Below are 20,663 nucleotides of genomic sequence, written 5' to 3'. Positions count from 1 at the left end.
TGCTTGTCTCCCCCTTCTCGCCCTCGCCATATGCCCTGCCGGGATAGCGCAAGCAAACGCCGATTTGCCTCCGCGCGTGACTATGCTGGCGAAGGCGTTAGGCTGTGGCCCAGGGATGGGGGGACATGATGAAGCGATATCTCTTGGCATGCGCGATGCTGGTGGGCCTTGCAGGCTGCAACGCGGCATCGGAAGAAACAAACGAGCCGGTTTCCAATGTCCTCGAATTGCGGGTGGAGGGACTGAAGTTCGTCGGGCCCGATACGATCAAATCGGGCTGGACGACCATTCGCATCAACAACGAGGGCGGCATGACACACCATGCGCTCGTCTATCGCTTGCCCGACGGGATAACCGCGCAAATGCTCGACGAGCAGGTCGTTCGGCCAATTCAGGCGAGCCTGAGCGCCAATATCGAAGGGGATGCAGAAAAGGCGGCGGAAATCGCCGCGACGATGCCCGCATGGGTAGGCGACCTCGTCTGGATGGGCGGCCCGGGGATGATGTCTGACGGCGTGACCGGCGAAGCCACGATGTTTCTGGAGCCCGGCAACTACGTCGTCGAATGCTATGTCAAATCGAACGGCGTGCAGCACAATTACAACCCGGTCGAAGGCGAGCTGGGCATGGTCATGCCGCTCACCGTCTTGCCTCAGGACGGCGGCATGGCGGAGCCTGCTTCGGACGTAACGCTGACGATCACCAACAACGGCTACGAGATTTCGCAAGGTCGCTTCCGGCCGGGCCGAAACGATGTCCGGGTGAAGTTTGCCGAGCAGCAGCTTTACAACAATTTCGTCGGTCATGACGCGCACTTGTTCCGGATCGACGCGGACACCGATGTCGATGCTGCAGCGCGATGGCCCGACTTCTTCCCGATCGACGGCCAGCAGACCCCGGCACCGGCGAAATTCGTCGGCGGTATTCACGACATGCCGCAAGGGGCGACCGGCTATTTCGCGGTCGACCTGGAGCCGGGCGAATACGGCATCACGGCAGAAATCCCGGAGGCGAAGGCGAAGGGATTTTTCAAACGGTTCCGCGTCGCAGCCGACTGAGCCTTTATTGTTCTGAAGTGGCCGCTTCGCTTTCCGCGTGGAGCAAGGCCAGCGCGAACCCGAGGCCCAGAATGGGCGCTGCGCCATATCCGATCAGAATGGTCGGGTAGTGGGACATCAGCGCAGCCATCGAAAAGCCGAAGAACGCGCCCGCAAGGGCGAGACGTTGCGGCTTATCAGCGGGACCGGCAAACAGGATGAGCGCGAAGCTGGCGGCGAGCGAGAGAAACAGCGCGAGCGCCGCCCAGGGCGATAGAGCAAGCGCATCGATCAGCACGCGCTCGACGAAGGGCGTTGCGGGCAGCTCGCCGATCACGAACATGCGCAGGCTGGCAATGAAGCCGACGATGCCGACAAGCCCGATCTTCCAGTCCTTTGTCGCGTCATGCGCCCCGATCGCTGCGAAAGTGAGCGCGAATCCGGTTGCCGCGTCCGGCTGGAGCAGCGCCGCGAACAGGCCCGTCAGGAGGATCGGTACCGCATAATCTGGATCGCGCGACGCCAGTATAGCCAGCGCCGGACCGACCAGCATACCGGTGTGAAGCGCGAAAGGGCCGATCGCTATCCAGCGCGCGATTCCGTTCACATGCGGCCCGAGAACGAGCGGCAGGAACAGGATCGCGAGAAGAGCCAGTGTCAGTCCGCGCCGCTGTGAAAGACTGCGTGCGCTCCAGCCAAAGCCGATCCACAAGGCAGCGACCAGCAGCGCCCCTGCATTGATACCAAGATAATGCGCCGGCGCGCCAGCCGCAGCCATCCACGCAATTCCTGCCAGAACCGGCAATGCCAGTGCGGCGAGGGCAACGCGGGCCGAGTTCACGGCAAGCTTGCCGATCGAGGCGCTGTCTGCTGGCCCGCACCGATAATCACAACGCTACGGGCCAAATCGCAGAACTCGCAATCAGACGTGGATCGCCTTGCCCTGAACGGCCATGGCTGCTTCCTTGGTTGCTTCCGCGTGCGTCGGGTGCGCGTGGCAGGTGTAGGCGATGTCTTCGGACGTCGCGCCGAACTCCATCGCTACCGCCGCCTCTGCGATCATCGTACCGGCAACGCTGGCAATCGCCCAGACACCGAGCACGCGGTCGCTTTCCGCTTCCGCGATGACCTTTACGAACCCGTCCGGCTCGTGATTGGTCTTGGCACGGCTGTTCGCCATCATCGGGAACTTGCCGACCTTCACCTTGGACTTGTCGCCCATCTTCTCGATGGCCTGCTCGGTAGTGAGGCCGACTCCGGCGATTTCGGGCCAGGTATAGACGACAGACGGGATGACATCGTGATTGACGATGCCGGTCTCGCCCGCGATCCATTCGGCCACGGCGATGCCTTCGTCTTCTGCCTTGTGGGCGAGCATGGGGCCGGGCACCACGTCGCCAATGGCGCGTACGCCGTCGACAGCGGTGCGGAACTCGTGATCGACCTCGATCTGGCCGCGCGCATTGGTTTCGAGGCCGATGGCGTCGAGGCCGAGCCCGTCGGTATTGGGAATGCGCCCGATCGAGACGAGCACGCAATCCGCTTCCAGCGTTTCCTCGTCGCCACCGGAGGACGGCTCGAGCGTCAGCGTCGCCTTCTTGCCCTTGACCGTGCAGCCGGTGACCTTTGTCGAGAGGCGCAGTTCCATGCCCTGCTTCTTGAAGATCTTGGCCGCTTCCTTGCGGACATCGTCGTCCATGCCGGGCAGCAGCTTGTCGAGGAATTCGACCACGATCACTTCTGCGCCGAGGCGGCGCCATACGCTGCCAAGCTCCAGCCCGATCACGCCGCCACCGATGACGACCATTTTCTTGGGCACCTTGGGCAGTTCGAGCGCGCCGGTGGAATCGACCACGATATGCTTCGAATTATCGACCTCGATCCCCTTCAGCGGGGTGACCGAGGAACCGGTAGCAATCACGATTTCCCTAGCGGTGACGGTTTCGTCCCCGACCTTGACCGTGTGCGCGTCCTGGAAGGTGGCGTGGCCCTTCTTCCAGTCGACCTTGTTCTTCTTGAACAGGAACTCGATGCCCTTGGTCAGGCCGTCGACCGCCTCGATCCGCTGGCCGTGGAGCTTGTCTATGTTGAGCTTGGGCTTAACCTCGATCCCCATGTGCTCCATGGTGCCGTTGCTGGCGGCGTCGAAATATTCGGACGCGTGCAGCATCGCTTTCGAGGGGATGCAGCCGACGTTGAGGCAGGTGCCGCCAAGCGTATCGCGGCTTTCCGCACAAGCGGTCTTCAGGCCCAGCTGCGCCGCGCGGATTGCAGCAACATAGCCGCCGGGACCGGCACCGATGATGAGGACGTCGTAGTCGTATTCAGCCATTATCTGTTCCTCAAAGGTCGATCAGCATCCGGGTAGGATCTTCGATCGCTTCCTTGATAATCTTGAGTGCGGTCACGGCCTCGCGCCCGTCGATCAGGCGGTGGTCGTAGGAGAGCGCGAGATACATCATCGGACGGATCACGATCTCGCCATCGACGACGACCGGGCGATCTTCGATCCGGTGCAGGCCGAGGACGGCGCTCTGCGGAGGGTTGATGATCGGGGTCGACATGAGCGAACCGAAAACCCCGCCATTCGAAATGGTGAAGGTGCCGCCCGACATGTCTTCCATGGTCAGCGTGCCTTCCTTGGCGCGCGCCCCGAAGTCGGCGATGTCCTTCTCGATTTGCGCGAAGCCCTTCTTGTCGGCATCGCGGATGACCGGGACAACGAGGCCGTTGGGCGCGCTGACAGCGACCGAGATGTCGACGTAATCGTGATAAACGATCTCGTCACCCTCGATATAGGCGTTGGCGGCTGGCACGTCCTTCAGCGCGAGGCAGGCAGCCTTGGCGAAGAAGCCCATGAAGCCCAATTTGATGTCGTGCTTCTTGGCGAAGAGGTCCTTGTACTTCGAGCGCGCCTCGATCACTGCCGACATGTCGCAGTCGTTGAAAGTGGTAAGCAGCGCAGCCTCTTCCTGCGCGCCCTTGAGGCGGCGGGCGATGGTCTGGCGCATGCGCGTCATCTTCACGCGTTCGGTGTTGCGACCGCCAGCGGGGGCGGACGGCGTTGCGGCCTGCTCGGGAGCAGCCTGGGCGACAGAGTCGCCGCCGCCGGACTTCTTGGCCTTGGCCGCAGCGATCACGTCTTCCTTGGTCAGGCGCCCATCCTTGCCCGTGCCCTTGATCGTGGTCGGATCGACCCCGTGTTCGAGCACCGCGCGGCGCACGGCGGGCGACATGGTGACGGAGGATGCGTCGCCAGCAGGCGCGCTTTTTTCCTCGCTCTTGTCTTCCTGCTTGCCCTGGGATTCTTCACGGTCCTCCTTGGCGCGACCGGCTTCCTCGTCCTTCGCTGCAGGCGCAGCGCCTTCTTCGACCGTGGCGATCACCGCGCCGACTTCGACCGTGTCACCGACGGAAACGCTGTGTTCCTGCAGCACGCCAGCGACGGGGGAGGGGACATCGACCGCGACCTTGTCGGTTTCGAGGCTGGCGATCGGCTCGTCCACCGCGACGGCATCGCCGGGGTTCTTCAGCCATTCGCCCACGGTCGCTTCGGTGACGGACTCGCCGAGGGTCGGGACTTTGATTTCAGTGGCCATAATTCTGTTCCTCAGGCCTTTTTCTTAGGCGAATTGTTTGTGTGCTTGGCGTGCGTTTCGCCGCGTTCGGACAGGCCCAGCGCAACGCTGACGAGCCCTTCCTGCTGCGCCATGTGGCGCTTGGCAAAACCGGTTGCGGGAGAGGCTGCAACTTCGCGCCCGGCATAACGCGGGCGCATGCCGCCATGACCGGCATTGGCGAGCGCTTCTTCGATCTGGCTTTCGACGAAGAACCATGCGCCGTTGTTCTTGGGCTCTTCCTGGCACCAGATGACCTCCTGGAGGTTCTTCATCCGTTTGAGCCGAACGGCGAGCGGCTCGCCGGGGAAGGGGTAAAGCTGCTCGATCCGGACGATCGAGACGTCGTCGATATTTTCCTCGTCGCGCTTCTGCATCAGGTCGTAGGCGACCTTGCCGCTGCACAGCACGAGGCGGCGCACCTTCTTGTCGTCGATTTCTTTCAGGTCGGACTTGATCCGCATGAAGTGGTGATCGCCGAGAAACTCCTCGGCATCGCTCTTCGCCAGCGGGTGCCGCAGCAGCGACTTGGGCGTCATGATGACGAGCGGCTTGCGGAAGCTCCGCAGCATCTGGCGGCGAAGCACGTGGAAATAGTTCGCCGGGGTGGTGATGTTGCAGACCTGGATATTGTCGTTTGCGCACAGCTGCAGGAAGCGTTCGAGCCGGGCCGAGCTGTGCTCGGGGCCCTGGCCCTCGTAACCATGCGGCAGCAGCATCACGAGGCCGTTGGCGCGCAGCCACTTGGCCTCGCCCGACGCGATGAACTGGTCGATCATGATCTGCGCGCCATTGGCGAAGTCGCCGAACTGCGCTTCCCAAAGAACCAGCGTCTTGGGGTCGGCCATTGCGAACCCGTATTCGAAACCGAGCACGCCATATTCGGACAGCGGGCTGTCGTAGACTTCGAACTTGCCATGCGGCAGCTGGCACAGCGGGATGTATTTTTCCTCGGTGTTCTGGTCGACCCAGACTGCGTGGCGCTGGCTGAAGGTGCCGCGGCCCGAGTCCTGGCCCGACAGGCGCACGCCGAACCCTTCGGTCACGAGGCTGCCGTAGGCGAGCGCCTCTGCCGTGGCCCAGTCGAACCCTTCGCCGGTTTCGAACATCTTCGCCTTGGCATCGAGCACGCGCTGGAGCGTCTTGTGGATGACAAGGCCGTCGGGAACCGTGGTCAGTGTGCGTCCAAGGCTGTCGAAAAGCTTGCGCTCGATCGCGGAGTCGGCGCTACGGCGCGAACTTTCGGGGTCGGCCGGCTTGTTCAGGCCCGCCCAGCGACCGCCGAACCAGTCGGCTTCGTTGGCCTGATAACTCTCTGCCGCGTCGAACTCTTCCTGAAGCAGGGCGTCGAACTCGTCGCGCAGCTGCGGGGCATAGCCCTTCTCGATCGTGCCCTGCGCGATCAGCTCGTCCGAATAGATCTCCGAAACCCGCGGATGCTTGCGGATTTCCTTGTACATCAGCGGCTGGGTAAAGCTCGGCTCGTCGCCTTCGTTGTGGCCAAAGCGGCGGTAGCACCACATGTCGATCACGATGTCGCGCTTGAACTTCTGACGGTACTCGATCGCCAGCTTGCAGGCGAAGGTCACCGCTTCCGGATCGTCGCCGTTGACGTGCAGGATCGGCGCCTGGACGCCCTTCGCGACGTCCGAGGGGTAAGGCGAGCTGCGCGCGAAACGCGGGCTTGTCGTGAAGCCGATCTGGTTGTTGATGATGAAGTGCAGGCAGCCGCCGGTGTTGTAGCCATTGATGCCGGAAAAGCTCAGGCTTTCCCACACGACGCCTTGCCCGGCGAAGGCCGCGTCGCCGTGAAGCAGCACGGGCAGCACCTGTTCATGCTTATCAAGGTCTTCGCGAACGGCCTGTTGTGCGCGGACCTTGCCCAGAACCACCGGATCGACCGCTTCGAGGTGCGAGGGGTTGGGGACGAGCGACATGTGGACCGAGATCCCGTCGAACTCGCGGTCGGTGGAGGTCCCGAGGTGGTACTTCACATCGCCCGAGCCGCCGACATCTTCCGGATTGGCGCTGCCGCCCGAGAACTCGTGGAAGATGACCTTGTATGGCTTGCCCATGACGTTCGCGAGCACGTTCAACCGGCCGCGGTGCGCCATGCCGTAAACGATCTCACGCACGCCGAGCGCGCCGCCATACTTGATCACCGCTTCGAGCGCGGGAATCATGGATTCGCCGCCGTCGAGGCCGAAACGCTTGGTCCCGACGTATTTCTTGCCGAGGAACTTCTCGTATTCCTCGCCGCGGATCACGGCTGCGAGAATGGCTTTCTTGCCTTCCTCGGTGAACTGGATCGTATCTTCCGGCTTCTCGAACTTGTCCTGCAGGAAGCGCCGCTCGGTCGTGTCCGAGATGTGCATGTATTCGAGACCGACATTGCCGCAATAGGTCTCGCGCAGGATCTGGTAGAGATCGCCCACGCGCACCCATTCGAAGCCGAAGACGCCGCCGACATAGACCTCGCGATCTTCCTGCCCCGCAAAACCATGCCAGTCGAGGCTGAGATCCTCGGGTTCGTCACGATGCGACAGCCCCAGCGGGTCGAGATTCGCCGCGAGGTGCCCGCGCACACGATAAAGCCGCACCAGCAGCATGGCACGCACGGAATCGTCCGCCGCCTGCTCGATCGACTTGGTGTCGGTCGGCTTGCCCGCCTTGGCCGACGCTTCCTTGATCGCGATCTTCATCGCGGTCGGGTCGAGCGCCTGCGTCAGATCGGCATCGGCATCGACTGCCTCCGCCAGCCAGCGCGGATTGGCCCAGCTGGGGCCGGGCTGGGGGCCTTCCTGATCGGAAAGCTCGGGGAGAAAGTCGTGCTGTTCGTTACCCATGGGGGGCTCCTAGGGGAGGAGGAAGCGAGGGTGCCCCGCGAATGCGGGGAACCGATCAGGCCATTTCCTTGAGCATCGCGTCGAGCGTGGTGCCGAGTTCGGAAGGCGAGGGCGAGACACGGATGCCCGCATCTTCCATCGCCGCGATCTTGTCGTCAGCGCCGCCCTGGCCACCGGAAACGATCGCGCCGGCATGGCCCATGCGGCGGCCCGGAGGCGCGGTGCGGCCCGCGATGAAACCGACCATCGGCTTGCGGCGACCCTTGGCAGCCTCGGCCTTGATGAAGGCTGCGGCTTCTTCTTCGGCGCTGCCGCCGATTTCGCCGATCATGATGATCGACTTGGTCTCGTCATCGTCGAGGAACATGTCGAGCACGTCGATGAAATTGGTGCCGTTGACCGGATCGCCGCCGATACCGACCGCGGTGGTCTGGCCGAGGCCGACCATGGTGGTCTGGTGCACGGCTTCGTAAGTCAGCGTGCCCGAACGCGAGACGACGCCGACCGAACCCTTCTTGAAGATGGAGCCGGGCATGATGCCGATCTTGCATTCTTCCGGCGTCAGCACGCCGGGGCAGTTCGGGCCGATCAGGCGCGATTTGCTGCCTTCGAGAGCGGCCTTGGCGCGGACCATGTCGAGCACCGGAATGCCCTCGGTGATGCAGACGATGAGTTCCATTTCGGCATCGATAGCTTCGCAGATCGCATCAGCGGCGAAAGGCGGGGGTACGTAGATGCACGAGGCGGTTGCGCCGGTCGCAGCCTTGGCTTCGCGCACCGTGTCGAACTGCGGCAGACCGATATGCTCGGTGCCGCCTTTGCCCGGGGTCACGCCCGCAACCATCTGCGTGCCGTAATCGAGCGCCTGCTGCGTGTGGAAAGTGCCGGTGTTGCCGGTCATCCCCTGGGTGATGACCTTGGTGTCTTTGTTTACGAGAATGGACATTTATTTGCTCTCTTTTGGAGTAAGAACAGCTAGGCGCAGTGCTGGCGCCTCACGCGATCCGGTCGGGGCAATCTGGACTGGATGCCCTTGGGCAAAATACGAGATCGAACCCTGCTTATCGGGCTCCGGCAGCTTGCCGCCGAACGCCTGCTTGAATTCTTCGAAGACTTCGAAGCTTTCGATGCGCGCGTTGACCATACAAACGCCCTCGCCTTCGAGCGCACTCATTATGATGATCGGCTTGCGCTCTGAATGTCCGAAGATAAGGGGTGCGTTTTCGATTGGCTCACCGTCGCTCGACCGTATCGTGGCCCGAGACCAGCCCAGCGCTTCGAGCGAAGAGATGGAGATTTCACCGCTTTCGGTAGCGGCAAAGCAGTCGTTGTAGCTCTCGAAAATTTCGGGCAGCGCAGCTTCACGCATCTGTGCCGTCGCAGGCGCGGCGAGCACGGCGGATAAGGCCAGAGCGGCGGTGGCGAGCTTACGCAAGGCTGCCATCCAGCGACTTGCACGCCTCGAGTAGTTCCTCGACCGCATCGGTCGAGACCTTCAGGTTGTTCTTTTCCTCGTCGGACAGCTCGATCTCGATCACTTCCTCGGTGCCGCCTGCGCCGATCACGGTCGGAACGCCGACATAGAGCCCGTCGAGGCCGTACTTGCCCTCGACATAGCTGGCGCAGGGCAGGATGCGCTTCTGGTCGCCGAGATAGGCTTCTGCCATTGCGATGGCGCTGGTGGCCGGCGCGTAATAGGCCGAACCGTTGCCGAGCAGGCCGACGATCTCGCCGCCGCCCTTGCGGGTGCGGTCGACGATTTCATCGATGCGGCTTTCGGACACGCCCTTGATCTTGGCGTAGTCGTTCACCGGGATGCCGTTGATCGTGGTGTAGCTAGTGACGGGAACCATGGTGTCGCCGTGACCGCCGAGCACGAAGGCGTTCACGTCCTTGACCGAGCAGCCGAACTCCCACGCGAGGAAGGTCGCGAACCGTGCGCTGTCGAGCACGCCTGCCATGCCGACCACCTTGTTATGCGGCAGGCCGGAAAACTCGCGCAGTGCCCAGACCATCGCGTCGAGCGGGTTGGTGATGCAGATCACGAATGCGTCGGGGCAGTTGTTCTTGATGCCTTCGCCCACGGACTTCATCACCTTGAGGTTGATGCCGAGCAGGTCGTCGCGGCTCATGCCGGGCTTGCGCGGAACACCGGCGGTGACGATCACCACGTCGGCACCAGCGATGTCGGCATAGTCGTTCGAGCCGGTGATCTTCGCGTCGAAGCCCTCGATCGGGCCGCACTGGGAAAGGTCGAGCGCCTTGCCCTGCGGCATGCCCTCGGCAATGTCGAACAGGACGATGTCGCCCATTTCCTTTTTCGCGGCGAGGTGGGCAAGCGTGCCACCGATCATTCCGGCGCCGATGAGCGCGATCTTCTTGCGAGCCATTGTTCGGTCTGTTCCTTCCCTGGGTCCGGGACGCGAAAGCCATGACCGATAATGACGCTTTCCCCTACGTCCCGAGGGGGAGGGGCGTCCGGTCTTTCATCGGTCGCCCTAAGCCCGCGCCTGTGCGATTGCAACCGGCAAAAAGTGCCAGTTCGGAACTATCTTTGCAAATAATTCGCAATTGCAATAGCGATTGGCAAAATCCGACGATATCCGCGCAAAACGCGATTGCGGGCCTGATTTCGGGGCCCGCCCTTATGAGACGCGTCGATAGGTAATCCGTTCCCGCGCTGCTCGAGGCGAGGCGGGACAGGTTCTCGATGGGGAATCGCTCAGGCGGTCTTGCGCAGACCGTCCGGCCCCTCGCGCTCCTCGGCGAGCAGCATGGCGGCGAGATAGTCGGGCACGGCGCGGCTGAAGTGGTAGCCCTGGCCGAGCGTACAGCCCGCTTCGCGTACCGCTTGGACCTGATCGATCGTCTCGAGCCCTTCGGCAACGATCTCCATACCCAGCTGCGTCCCCATCTCCGCGACGGCGCGGATGATGGCTTCGCTCTTCTTGCCGACATTGGGACCCGAGACGAAGCTGCGGTCGACCTTGATCTTCTTGAACGGAAAATTGTTGATGTAGCCGAGCGAGGAATAGCCGGTTCCGAAGTCGTCGAGCGCGAAGCGCACCCCCTCGGCCGCAAGTTCCTCGATGAAAGCTGCGGTGGCGTGGTTGTCCTCGATGAAGAGGCTCTCGGTTACTTCCAGTTCGAGCCGGTGCGGATCGAGCTTCGCTTCGCGCAGTGCGTTGCGGATGCCGAGCGCAGCGCCGGGAGCGCGGATCTGCAGCGGCGAAAGGTTGACCGCGACGGTGACGTCCTCTGGCCATTGCGCGCATACACGCGCGGCCTGGGCGGTGATCCAGTTGCCCAGCGTGACGATCACGCCCGATTCCTCGGCCACCGGAATGAACTCGTCGGGGCGCAATTCCCCCTTCACCGGGTGGAACCAGCGCACCAGTGCCTCGAAGGTGCGGATCTTGCCGGTCTCGAGATCGACGATCGGCTGGAAGAAGATCGACAGCTCGTCGCGCTGGATGGCAAGGCGCAGTTCGTCCTCGATCTCGCGGCGACGCACGAGGTCGCGGGTCATCGACTGGTCGAAGAAGCGCGTCTGGGCGCGGCCGCCGATCTTCGCATGATAGAGCGCCTGGTCGGCATTCTGCATCAGCGTGTCGGCATCGTTCGCATCTTCGGGCAGCAGGGCGACGCCGACCGACGCGCGCACTTCCAGCCGGTCGCCATCGATGCGGATCGGGCGCATGATCTCGGCATGGACTTCGCTGGCGATCTGTTCGCTCTGCTTGCGGTCGCGGATCGGGGAAAACAGCACGAACTCGTCGCCGCCGAACCGCGCAATGGTCGCACCTTCGGGGGCAACGTCACGCAGGCGCCGCGCAACTTCGGACAACACGCGGTCGCCGATCGGATGGCCTAGCAGGTCGTTGACCTCCTTGAAGCGATCGAGGTCGATCCACATCAGCGCGATGCAGGCATCGTCTTCGAGCGCCATCATGGTTTCGACCATGGCGTGGTTGAGACCGGCGCGGTTGGCGAGGCCGGTGACGACATCGGTCCGCGCAAGAATCTGCATCTTCTCGGCGAGGCGCGCGCTGGTTTCTGCAGAAGCAATGGAATCGCGCAATACCTTGAACACGTTGAAGGTGATCGAGGCCATCGCCGGGAAAAGCAGCAGCATGGTGATGAATAGCGCGATATGCGCGAGCGTGCCCACCCACAGGGCTGCGAACATGATCGGCAGGCAGACCAGCGAAAGCTGCCCCAGCGCGATGACGGGCCGCCCGGCGTTGCGGGCGCAGATGCCCACGCCGTAGCAGGTGGCGTTGGCTACCATCAGCACCTCGACCGCTGCGCTGGCATTCATCACGATGCAAATCGCGGCAATGCTGCCCAGCGCCAGCGCGTAGCTGAACGCGCCGACTTCGTAGATCACTTCGAGCTTGCGCGTGCTGTCGCCGTCATGCTCGGGCGATAGGCCGAGCGCGGCAGTCACGCGCGCGACTGCGATCACGGTCAGCACGATGCAGCTGAGATAGAGAATCTCGTTTTGTGAAACCCAGGCGGCGATGGCGGTGGAGGCGATGCCGTTGATCGCGCCAATCGCCAGACTTCCGGGCTGTGTGTAGAGCGTGGTGACGAGCGTGCGCCGTACCTGCGCAGACAGCTTGTCCGTGCTGGTCTGTGATGCAAACCGCTTTCGCAGCGCCCGAAGTGGCTCTTTGCCGGCCATGACTTTCGCCATAACCGGAAGTCGTCACCGTCAGGTTAATATGATACTTACCAGGTTTTATTGAATGATTGTGCGGGCTTGATTTATTCTCTCACGCGCTTTTGGAACTGGTGCCTGTTTCCAGCTCGGCAGCGAGCCTGCGGTCAAGCACCCGGCAAACTCCGAGCCACCAGTCGTAGAGATCGCGGTCCCCCGCAAAAAATGCCGCTTCGGCATTCTGGCGCGCCTTGCGGGCCGCGCTCAGGCCGAACTCCCCGAAATGGCGCAGAGCCGCTTTCAACATCCGGTCATGCTCGACATTCTCACCATTGTCATTTGCGACGCATTCGATCGCCCGCTTCCGAAGTGCGCGCGCCACCGGCGAACGGTTGGGAGTACGCGCGGCGGCGAACCTGAGAGACATTGATGCGATCCTTATGCGCCCGAAAGGGGGTGTTTTCAGCGAGTGCGCAAGGTTTAGCGCAGCGCCGCTAAGGCTTCGTTCCGGGTTAGGGTTTCGCGGACGTTAACTAGCCGATTTTTGGAGATAAATGCGCAGTGTCTTACTGGCCAAGCGCGGTTGCAGCCTTACCCGGCTGGTCGAGCCACTTGCCGACATTCGCGTATTCCTCGCGGATCTGCCCTGCGCCCATATGGGCAGTGCTTGCCACCGTACCGCTCTTGGGCAGGTCGACAATTCGATCTGCGGAGGTTGTCGCTTCCGCAGTTGCAGGCACGCTCGCGGGAAGCGGGGCGTAGGCCGCAGCGCTGCCGATCGGGGCGCTACCGGTTACCGGCCCGGTCAGATTGGCGCGATAGGTGCTTTCGACCCCTGCGTAGCGCGCCTGGAACGCGGCCGGGCGACCATTGGCTCCGCGCCAGCGATAGAAGCGGTGCGCGCCGATGGTGCCGATGTGGTCGAGCGACTTGGCCCAATAAGGATTGACCCAATTGGTGTGGTAATGGGTCGCGAGGCCAACCGGCTCGTAGACTTCGCCCGAAAGCGCACGTGCGGCGATGCGCTGGGCGCGGTCCCACGCGGCCCTGCCGGGCTTGCGCGCCATCGAACCGTCGCAGGTGAAGCTGAACTGGCAACCGGTGCGCCGCGTCGAACCTTCGAAGACGACACCGCAGACGCTGTTGGGCCAGGCCGAATGCGCCACGCGGTTGAGCACGACCTGGGCGACCGCCTTCTGCCCTGCTTCGCTTTCGCTGGCGGCCTCGTAATAGATCGCCTGCGCCATGCAGCGCTGCGCGCGGGCCTTGTCCATACCGGTGGCGGTGGAAAGGAATGCGCGTGCAGCGGGGCCATGATCGAGCACCCGGCCAAGCTCGCCCGGCGCGGCGGGTTTCTCGGTCGGGTCGATCGTTGGCAGGGCCAGCGCAAGTTCCGGCGCATCCTCGAGATAATAGAATGCGGATCCCGGGAAACTCTGACCAGCGGTCTCGAACGGCATGAGCTCTGCCTGCTGCGCCATTTGCGCGGTGTCCGTCGCTGTCTCGGAAGCGGCAGACCAGTCGGCAGGCGCTGCAAAAGCGGGCACACCGATGATCGCGGCGAGCGCGAGTAAGCGCTTGTCCCCACGCGAGGGGGAAGCGGGCTTTGCGGTCAGTCCGCGGACAAGGCGAGCAAATTGCTGTTTCATTTTCGGTGCGCCGTGAGCGCGCTTAGGCGCGTATCGTTAAGATCATGTCCGGGCGAGCGGCATCTCCGGCCCGTCCCGAAAGCGAACACCACTGGTCCAAAGGTTAATGGCAGGCCTTCGGGCGCGGTCTTGCAGGGGAGGAAAAGCGCAATTATCGCGGCATTCGAAGAATATGACGAAATGGGGCAGCCTTCGACGCGCAACTGATGCGCTAGCCGCCGGGGGCCTCGCCCTCGCGCTGGTGCTTGGTGGCTGTTCTGCGCCGGAGACGGCAGCAGACAGGGATATCCAGCCAACCGCGAAGCGCATTGTCAGCCTCAACCCCTGCACCGATGCGATGCTCGTCGAAATGTCCGCGGACCAGATCCTTGCTCTGTCGCATTACAGCCACGATCCCGCCTCCAGTTCAATCCCGCAGAATGTTGCGAAGCGTTACGAAGTGACCGGCGGCACGGTGGAGGAGATCCTCGCGCTCGATCCCGATGTCGTCCTGGCGAGCACATTCATCGCGCCTGCGACCCGGTCGGCGCTGGAGGACCTCGGCATCCGGGTCGAGGCGTTCGGCAGCCCGCAATCGGTCGCAGAGAGCGAGGCGCAAATCCGCCGACTTGCGAAGATCGTAGGGCGTGAGCTGGAGGGTGAATGGCTGGTCAGAGACATTGACCGTGCTCTCGAGAACGCGACGGGCAAGCCGAAGCCCGACATCGATACCTTGCTCTGGCAGCCGGGCCAGATCGTGCCGGGCGGCGAGACGCTGGTGGCCGAGGTGATGGAGCAGAACGGATTCACGAGCTTCGCTGAAAAGCGCGGACTGAACCAGGCGGACTATGTCTCGCTCGAACGCTTGCTGGCCGATCCGCCCGAGCTGCTGCTCGTGGCGGGCGATAGTCCCGCGCAGACCCACCCGGCCTTGCAGCGGCTGGCCGATACAAGGGTCGAGAGTTTCGAACCGCGACTGCTCTATTGCGGCGGGCGCACAATCGTCGGCGTTCAGATGCGACTCGACGCCATCCGCCGCGAGATGAGGCAAGCTACATGAACCGCGCCGCGCTGATCTTCGCCGCGCTGCTGGTGCTGGCGTTCCCGCTGTCGCTGCTCGCGGGGCGGGTGTGGATCGATCCCGCGACGACACCCAATGCCGCGCTGATCCTGATGGAACTGCGCCTGCCGCGCTCGATCCTCGCGGTGATCGTCGGCGCCGGGCTCGGCGCTGCGGGCGCGGCGATGCAGGGATATCTGCGCAATCCGCTCGCCGATCCGGGTCTGTTCGGCATTGCGCCGATGGCGGCGCTTGGCGCGGTGGCAAGCCTGTGGTTCGGCTATACCGCGAGCGCATGGCTGCTCCCCGGATTTGCGCTTGCAGGCGCGGCGGCGGGGATGGCGCTGCTCGCGCTGATAGCCGGGCGCAGCGGCGGCATTGCGCTGTTCACTCTTGCCGGCCTGATGATCGCCAGCCTTGCGGGCGCGCTGACCGCGCTCGCCATCACCACTAGCGCCAATGCCTTTGCGATGAGCGAGATCGTGATGTGGCTAAACGGCGCACTCACCGACCGTAGCTGGCGCGAGGTCTGGATTGCCGCGCCGCTGGTGGCGCTGGGCATTATATTGCTGGCGTTTGCAGCGCGCCCGCTCGACGCGTTGACGTTGGGAAGCGAGGCGGCGCATTCGATGGGTGTCGATGGCGGGCGGCTGCTCTGGCTGCTCGTGGCGGGCGTCGGCCTGACGGTGGGCGCGGGCGTCGCCGTGGCCGGGATCATTGGTTTCGTCGGCCTGATCGTCCCCCATCTGGTCCGCCCGCTGACCGACCGCCTGCCGTCGAGCCTCATCCTGCCAAGCGCGCTTGCGGGCGGTCTGCTTGTGCTGATCGCGGACAGCCTCGTGCGCATCCTCCCTATGGCGACCGAATTGCGGCTCGGCATTGCGCTTTCTCTGATTGGCGCGCCGTTCTTCCTCTGGCTGCTGCTGAAGATGCGGAGGGGGCGGGTATGAGCCTTGTCGCAGAGAAGTTGACCATTCCCGGGCGGCTGGATGAGGTGTCAGCGACGCTCGAACCCGGGCGCATTACGGCGATCTGCGGGCCGAATGGCGCGGGCAAGTCGAGCCTGCTGATGGCGCTTGCGTCGCTGCTCGATCCTGTATCGGGCAAAGTCGCGCTGGATGGCGAAGCGCTCAACACGCTTCATCCGCGAGCCCGCGCTCAGCGGATCGGTTACCTCCCGCAGGAAGCCAGCGTCGCATGGGACGTGTCCGTCGCCAATCTCGTCCGGCTTGGGCGGATGCCGTGGCGCGATAGGGGCGAGCAGGCTGTCGAGGCGGCGATCGATGCATTCGCCCTGCAGGCCCTGCGGCATCGCCCCGCCTCGCAGCTTTCGGGCGGAGAGAAGGCGCGCGCTCTGCTCGCTCGCGTGCTGGCGGGCGAGCCGCAATGGATCCTCGCGGACGAACCTTTGGCGGCGCTCGACCTGTCGCACCAGCTTACCTTGCTGCGTCATCTGCGTGTGGCGGCGGAGGAGGGCAGGGGCGTCGCGCTCGTCCTTCACGATTTGGCCAAGGCGATGAACAACGCCGACCGCGTGCTGGTGTTGAAAGAGGGCCGCCTGATTGCAGACGACGCCCCGGAGAAGGCGCTGGCGAGCGACGTGATCGCCGATGTCTGGGGCGTCTCCGCGCGCTGGCTGGGGGAGCCTGGCGCGCGGGCGCTGGTCGCGGTCTGACGCTTGACGCCAAGCCGTAGCCTACTAGGCCGGACTTATGACCGATCCCCGCACAATCGAAGCCGATCCGTCCTGGCTCCCGCACCGGGTCGATGTCTCTCGGCGTACGGTAGAGTTAATGCGCATCCCACGCTCGGAACTGGGCAAGACCGGATTCCTTGCAGACCGCAAGCCAAGCTCCAAAGCGGATGTTGCCATCATCGGCTGGGACGATGTGCGCGCCATGCGCGTGGAGACGGGCAAGCTCCATTTCATCTTCCACACGGCGTTCTGCCGGTCGACATTGCTTGTTCGCGCACTTGACAGGCCGGGTGTCTGCATCGGCCTCAACGAACCGGGTATTCTCGCCAGCCTCGCTGGAAATGTCGAAGCGACGAAGCCGTTGGTCAAACCGGTTCTGCAGCTTCTTTCCCGCGCGCACGAGCCCGGCGAGGCGGTGTTCGTAAAACCGTCAAACATGGCCAACATGCTGATTCCGGGGATGCTCAATACGATGCCCGAGGCGCGTGCGATCCTGATGAGCAACGCCTTGCCGAAATTCCTTGGATCCGTCGCCAAGCGGGGATTGCTGGGGCGGCGATGGGGTCGCGAACTGTTCCTCGCTCTGCAATCCTATGCCGGGATGGATTTCGGAATGAGCTCTCGCGAGCTTTTCGCAATGAGCGACATGCAGGCCGCAGCCCTCGCGTGGTTCCTGGGGCAAAGATGGTTCCTGCTGCACATGCAGGGCCAGGTCGCCGGAATTTCCGGAGACAGGTTCCGCTCGCTCGATGGAGATCGTTTCAATGCCGAGAGGGTGAAGACTATCGCAGCCATCGCGGATTTCGCCGAACTGGAGATAGATCAAGCGGGGGCCGAGGAATTGGCCCATGCCGACGTGTTCGATGAGCATTCCAAGCTCGGCGGGGCACAGGCGGCGCATGAGGACGAGGATAATATGCTGGCCCGGGATGCGAAACTTGCCGAGGAAATCGGGCAGGTCGAACAATGGGTCGGCATGATCGCCCAACAGGCAGGACTCGCCATTCCCATGAAACAGTCCCTGTTTTAACCTCCGGCCCTGTTCTGAGCCTTCGCCAATAAAAATGGGCGCCCCATCGCAGGAGCGCCCATTCTTGATTTCCCGGCAATCCGGAGGGGCTTAGGATGCAAAGCCGTTGGAGCTTACTCGCCGCCGACAGTGCGCGGCGGAAGCGCGCCGTCCGGCTTGGAGCTGTCAGCCTGCGCCTCGCCTTCGAGCAGTCCGCGGCTCGCCAGCATCGGCTTCACGTCAGGCTCACGCCCGGCGAAGTTCTGGAACATCTGGAAATAGTCCATCGTTCCGCCCTGGCTCAGCACGGTCTTGCGATAGTGATCGCCATTGGCGCGCGTCAGCCCGCCATTGTCGAGGAACCACTGGCGTGAATCCTTGTCGAGCATTTCGGTCCACAGATAGCTGTAATAGCCGGCCGAATAGCCCGCAGGGCTCGAGAAGATGTGGTTGAAGTAACTGCTGCGATAGCGCGGCGGCACGAGGTCGATCTCGAGGCCCAGTTCCTTCAGCGACTTGCGTTCGAAGGCATCGACCTTCTCCGGCGTGTCGATCGCGGCTGCTTCGGCAGGCGTGAGCGCGTGCCACTTCATGTCGAGCAGGGCCGCTTCGACGACTTCGCCGAAATCATAGCCCTGGTTGAACTTGGCTGCGGCCTGGATCTTCTCGACCATCTCCATCGGCAGGGTTTCACCTGTCTCGTAGTGCTTGGCATAGTTCTGCAGCACTTCGGGATAGGTCGCCCACATTTCGTGCACCTGGCTCGGATATTCGACGAAGTCGCGCGCCGTGGCGGTGCCCGAAAGGCTCTCGTACTTCTGGTTGGCGAAGAAGCCGTGCAGCGCGTGGCCGAACTCGTGGAAGGTCGTCTCGACATTGTCGAAATCGACCAGCTGGACTTCACCTTCGGGCGCCTTCGGGATGTTGAGCACGTTGTAGATCACCGGCTTGGTGCCCCACAGATGGCTCTGGTCGACGAAGTTCGACATCCATGCACCGCCGCGCTTGCTGGGGCGCTGGAACGGGTCGAAGTAGAACAGGCCGAGCTCCGAACCGTCGCGGTCGAAGACCGTGTAGGTCCACACGTCCGGATGATAGGTCGGGAGATCGGTACGGCGTTCGAAATTGAGGCCGTAAAGCTTGTTCGCCATGTAGAAGACGCCGTCTTCCAGCACCTTTTCCAGCTGGAAGTAAGGCTTCACCAGGCTTTCGTCGAAGGCGAAGCGTTCGGCCTTGATCTTCTCGGCATAGACGTTCCAGTCCCACGGCTGGACCGAGAAGTTCTTGCCTTCAGCCGCGATCATCGCGTTGATTTCGGCAGCCTCGCGGCGCTGGGTCGCGGCGAGCGCCGGGACCATCTGCTCCATGAAGCCGATTGCGGTCGCCGGATTCTTAGCCATGCGGTCATACATCGCATAGCTGGCCCAACTTTCCTCGCCGAATAGCGCGGCCTTGTCGGCGCGCAGCTTGGCAATCTTCGCAAGCATCAGGCGGGTGTCGTTCTCGCCACCCTGATCGGCGCGATAGGCGGAAAGTTTGAACAGCTTTTCGCGCGTGTCGCGGTTGGTGAGAGCAGGGTTGAGCGGGTGGCGCGTCGTGTTCTGGAGCGCGATGGCATACTTGCCCTCATGACCCTTCTCGGCAGCCAGCTTGGCGGCAGCCTCGATCTCCGAGTCCGAAAGACCCGCGAGCTCTTCCGCCGTATCGACGATCAGCGCATTGTCGACGGTCGCTTCGCGCACCGTCTGGCTGAACTCGGTGGTCAGGGTCGAAAGCTCGGAATTGATCGCCTTGACCTGTTCGCGCTGGGTTTCGGTGAGCAGCGCGCCGGCATGGACCATGCTGTCGTAGGTTTCCTCGAGCAGCTTGGCGTCTTCGCGAGTCATGCTCATCGCGGCGCGGTTGTCATAAACCGCCTTCACGCGGGCGAAGAGTTCCGGGTTGAGCGTGATGCTGTCGCTATGGGCGGACAGCTTCGGGCTGATCTCGCTCTGGATTTCGTCCAGCCGATCGGTCGTGTTCGAACCGGTCAGCGCAAAGAAAACGCGGCTCACGCGGCCCAGCATGCGGCCCGACTTTTCCAGCTCGACGATGGTGTTTGCGAAAGTGGGCGGGGCAGGATTGTCGATGATCGCCTGCACTTCGGCCTTCTGGATCGCCATGCCCTGCTCGAAAGCGGGCACGTAGTCGTCCTCGGAAATCTTGGTGAAGTCGGGTGCCAGGAACGGCAGCGTGCTGTCCGATGCGAAATAGCCCGTGCCTTCGGGGATTTCGGGGCTGTAATCGGCGGTGGCTTCGGCAGCGGCGATCGGATCCATGTCGTCTCCGTAGGTGGTGGCACAGCCTGCGAGAAGCGTGGCGGCGAGTGCGGGTGCGGCGGCGCTCAGTTTAAGGCGCGAAATGGCCGGGTTGCGAACCTTCATATTATCTCCAGCAGTCATTATGATAGCGCGCGAGGATTTCGCGCAGCAAGATAGCAGTCCCCCTGCTAGCAGGCCGGACTTGAACAGCAGATTGATTGCATTTGCAACCGGACGAAAGTCAGGCGTCGATCACTGTTCGCTGTCCGTCGATTGAGCCAGCCCGGCGGATGAAGCGACCGCCGCTTCGTTCAGGGCCTGCCGGTTTATGGTCACAATGCGCGGCTGCTGACCGGGTCCCTCGGGCACCAGCCACAGCGCGCCAAGCCCGAAATAGCCGCCCGCCTGGTTCTCGACCGCCATTTGCTGCAGGTCGAGATCGCGCATCATCCGCAGCATTTCGGGGTCGAAAATCTCGTCGAACACCGTTTCGATTTCGGCCGGGTCGCGCAATTCGCGGCGCTTTCCATCAGCATCGAGATAGAGCAGCGGAATGCCGACGTTATCGAGCATGGCAGCGCGGTCGCCGCTGCGTGCCGCAACCCTGATCGCCTGGATCGCCTGGGCATATTGTGTCGGGCTGGTGCCCGTAGCGCAGGAAATTGCGCCGCCTTCGACCGTGTCGTTGGCGCGGTCGAACATCTGGTCGGGATCGGCCTGGTTTTCCCATACGAGAAGCAGGCAATTATCGACACCGGCTGTCTCCGGCACTTCCCGATCGGCAGGGGTTTCTCGTGTCTCTGCCGA

Annotated in this window: 17 protein-coding genes; 5 read left to right on the top strand and 12 right to left on the bottom strand. The window is 63.1% G+C overall.

The window, feature by feature from the left end; genetic code table 11:
- The first annotated feature begins 125 nt into the window (after positions 1 to 125).
- On the top strand, positions 126 to 1,058 hold the full coding sequence (locus CCE89_RS00665) for a hypothetical protein (RefSeq protein ID WP_143255923.1): 933 nt from the start codon (positions 126 to 128) through the stop codon (positions 1,056 to 1,058).
- Positions 1,059 to 1,062: 4 nt separating this feature from the next.
- Here the strand turns inward: CCE89_RS00665 and CCE89_RS00660 are convergent, their stop codons facing one another.
- From CCE89_RS00660 to CCE89_RS00615, 10 genes are all read right to left on the bottom strand, one after another.
- Positions 1,063 to 1,878 carry a hypothetical protein gene (locus CCE89_RS00660; RefSeq protein WP_234989871.1) on the bottom strand — a complete coding sequence of 272 codons (816 nt, stop codon included), beginning with the start codon at positions 1,876 to 1,878 and terminating at the stop codon, positions 1,063 to 1,065.
- Positions 1,879 to 1,959: 81 nt separating this feature from the next.
- Positions 1,960 to 3,369 (bottom strand): dihydrolipoyl dehydrogenase, encoded by a 1,410-nt coding sequence (gene lpdA, locus CCE89_RS00655; RefSeq protein ID WP_086436126.1) that lies wholly within the window; start codon positions 3,367 to 3,369, stop codon positions 1,960 to 1,962.
- Positions 3,370 to 3,379: 10 nt separating this feature from the next.
- Positions 3,380 to 4,636 carry a 2-oxoglutarate dehydrogenase complex dihydrolipoyllysine-residue succinyltransferase gene (odhB, locus tag CCE89_RS00650; RefSeq protein ID WP_086436125.1) on the bottom strand — a complete coding sequence of 419 codons (1,257 nt, stop codon included), beginning with the start codon at positions 4,634 to 4,636 and terminating at the stop codon, positions 3,380 to 3,382.
- Positions 4,637 to 4,647: 11 nt separating this feature from the next.
- Positions 4,648 to 7,500: a 2-oxoglutarate dehydrogenase E1 component gene (locus CCE89_RS00645; RefSeq protein ID WP_086436124.1), complete on the bottom strand. Its 2,853-nt coding sequence runs from the start codon at positions 7,498 to 7,500 to the stop codon at positions 4,648 to 4,650.
- Between the two features lie 55 nt (positions 7,501 to 7,555).
- Positions 7,556 to 8,446 (bottom strand): succinate--CoA ligase subunit alpha, encoded by an 891-nt coding sequence (gene sucD / locus CCE89_RS00640; RefSeq protein ID WP_086436123.1) that lies wholly within the window; start codon positions 8,444 to 8,446, stop codon positions 7,556 to 7,558.
- Positions 8,447 to 8,935, bottom strand: a complete 489-nt coding sequence (locus CCE89_RS00635) for a hypothetical protein (protein ID WP_143255922.1) — start codon at positions 8,933 to 8,935, stop codon at positions 8,447 to 8,449.
- On the bottom strand, positions 8,928 to 9,890 hold the full coding sequence (gene mdh / locus CCE89_RS00630) for a malate dehydrogenase (protein ID WP_086436121.1): 963 nt from the start codon (positions 9,888 to 9,890) through the stop codon (positions 8,928 to 8,930). The genes CCE89_RS00635 and mdh overlap by 8 nt, the downstream gene beginning before the upstream one ends.
- A gap of 332 nt (positions 9,891 to 10,222) precedes the next feature.
- Positions 10,223 to 12,187 carry a putative bifunctional diguanylate cyclase/phosphodiesterase gene (locus tag CCE89_RS00625; protein WP_086436919.1) on the bottom strand — a complete coding sequence of 655 codons (1,965 nt, stop codon included), beginning with the start codon at positions 12,185 to 12,187 and terminating at the stop codon, positions 10,223 to 10,225.
- A gap of 91 nt (positions 12,188 to 12,278) precedes the next feature.
- A complete protein-coding gene (locus CCE89_RS00620) occupies positions 12,279 to 12,590 on the bottom strand; it encodes a hypothetical protein (protein ID WP_086436120.1) in 312 nt (103 codons plus the stop codon).
- A 139-nt stretch (positions 12,591 to 12,729) separates the two neighbouring features.
- A complete protein-coding gene (locus tag CCE89_RS00615; RefSeq protein WP_234989870.1) occupies positions 12,730 to 13,812 on the bottom strand; it encodes a cell wall hydrolase in 1,083 nt (360 codons plus the stop codon).
- A gap of 172 nt (positions 13,813 to 13,984) precedes the next feature.
- On the opposite strand from CCE89_RS00615, the gene CCE89_RS00610 reads away from it, so the two are divergent.
- The 4 genes from CCE89_RS00610 to CCE89_RS00595 are packed head-to-tail and all read left to right on the top strand — an operon-like array spanning position 13,985 to position 17,577.
- Positions 13,985 to 14,851, top strand: a complete 867-nt coding sequence (locus CCE89_RS00610; protein ID WP_086436119.1) for an ABC transporter substrate-binding protein — start codon at positions 13,985 to 13,987, stop codon at positions 14,849 to 14,851.
- Positions 14,848 to 15,801 (top strand): FecCD family ABC transporter permease, encoded by a 954-nt coding sequence (locus CCE89_RS00605; protein WP_086436118.1) that lies wholly within the window; start codon positions 14,848 to 14,850, stop codon positions 15,799 to 15,801. Before CCE89_RS00610 ends, CCE89_RS00605 begins: the two co-directional genes overlap by 4 nt.
- Positions 15,798 to 16,526 (top strand): ABC transporter ATP-binding protein, encoded by a 729-nt coding sequence (locus CCE89_RS00600; RefSeq protein ID WP_086436117.1) that lies wholly within the window; start codon positions 15,798 to 15,800, stop codon positions 16,524 to 16,526. Before CCE89_RS00605 ends, CCE89_RS00600 begins: the two co-directional genes overlap by 4 nt.
- 37 nt (positions 16,527 to 16,563) lie before the next feature.
- Positions 16,564 to 17,577: a hypothetical protein gene (locus CCE89_RS00595; protein ID WP_086436116.1), complete on the top strand. Its 1,014-nt coding sequence runs from the start codon at positions 16,564 to 16,566 to the stop codon at positions 17,575 to 17,577.
- A gap of 113 nt (positions 17,578 to 17,690) precedes the next feature.
- Here CCE89_RS00595 and CCE89_RS00590 read toward each other — a convergent pair whose 3' ends face one another.
- Both CCE89_RS00590 and CCE89_RS00585 read right to left on the bottom strand, forming a co-directional pair.
- Positions 17,691 to 19,979: a M3 family metallopeptidase gene (locus tag CCE89_RS00590; protein ID WP_234989869.1), complete on the bottom strand. Its 2,289-nt coding sequence runs from the start codon at positions 19,977 to 19,979 to the stop codon at positions 17,691 to 17,693.
- Between the two features lie 129 nt (positions 19,980 to 20,108).
- Positions 20,109 to 20,627, bottom strand: a complete 519-nt coding sequence (locus CCE89_RS00585) for a hypothetical protein (protein ID WP_234989868.1) — start codon at positions 20,625 to 20,627, stop codon at positions 20,109 to 20,111.
- Positions 20,628 to 20,663 lie beyond the last annotated feature (36 nt).

Source organism: Altererythrobacter xiamenensis (genome assembly GCF_900177715.1).
Classification (GTDB): domain Bacteria; phylum Pseudomonadota; class Alphaproteobacteria; order Sphingomonadales; family Sphingomonadaceae; genus Erythrobacter; species Erythrobacter xiamenensis.
Note: the sequence above shows the minus strand (reverse complement) of the source record. Positions and strands in the feature narration are given on the sequence as shown.

Excerpts from the sequence above, each read along its gene's own strand:
- CCE89_RS00665 (WP_143255923.1), top strand. The coding sequence starts at position 126 with ATGATGAAGCGATATCTCTTGGCATGCGCGATGCTGGTGGGCCTTGCA.
- lpdA (WP_086436126.1), bottom strand. The coding sequence starts at position 3,369 with ATGGCTGAATACGACTACGACGTCCTCATCATCGGTGCCGGTCCCGGC.
- odhB (WP_086436125.1), bottom strand. The coding sequence starts at position 4,636 with ATGGCCACTGAAATCAAAGTCCCGACCCTCGGCGAGTCCGTCACCGAA.
- CCE89_RS00645 (WP_086436124.1), bottom strand. The coding sequence starts at position 7,500 with ATGGGTAACGAACAGCACGACTTTCTCCCCGAGCTTTCCGATCAGGAA.
- sucD (WP_086436123.1), bottom strand. The coding sequence starts at position 8,446 with ATGTCCATTCTCGTAAACAAAGACACCAAGGTCATCACCCAGGGGATG.
- mdh (WP_086436121.1), bottom strand. The coding sequence starts at position 9,890 with ATGGCTCGCAAGAAGATCGCGCTCATCGGCGCCGGAATGATCGGTGGC.
- CCE89_RS00625 (WP_086436919.1), bottom strand. The coding sequence starts at position 12,187 with ATGGCCGGCAAAGAGCCACTTCGGGCGCTGCGAAAGCGGTTTGCATCA.
- CCE89_RS00620 (WP_086436120.1), bottom strand. The coding sequence starts at position 12,590 with ATGTCTCTCAGGTTCGCCGCCGCGCGTACTCCCAACCGTTCGCCGGTG.
- CCE89_RS00615 (WP_234989870.1), bottom strand. The coding sequence starts at position 13,812 with ATGAAACAGCAATTTGCTCGCCTTGTCCGCGGACTGACCGCAAAGCCC.
- CCE89_RS00610 (WP_086436119.1), top strand. The coding sequence starts at position 13,985 with ATGACGAAATGGGGCAGCCTTCGACGCGCAACTGATGCGCTAGCCGCC.
- CCE89_RS00605 (WP_086436118.1), top strand. The coding sequence starts at position 14,848 with ATGAACCGCGCCGCGCTGATCTTCGCCGCGCTGCTGGTGCTGGCGTTC.
- CCE89_RS00600 (WP_086436117.1), top strand. The coding sequence starts at position 15,798 with ATGAGCCTTGTCGCAGAGAAGTTGACCATTCCCGGGCGGCTGGATGAG.
- CCE89_RS00595 (WP_086436116.1), top strand. The coding sequence starts at position 16,564 with ATGACCGATCCCCGCACAATCGAAGCCGATCCGTCCTGGCTCCCGCAC.
- CCE89_RS00590 (WP_234989869.1), bottom strand. The coding sequence starts at position 19,979 with ATGAAGGTTCGCAACCCGGCCATTTCGCGCCTTAAACTGAGCGCCGCC.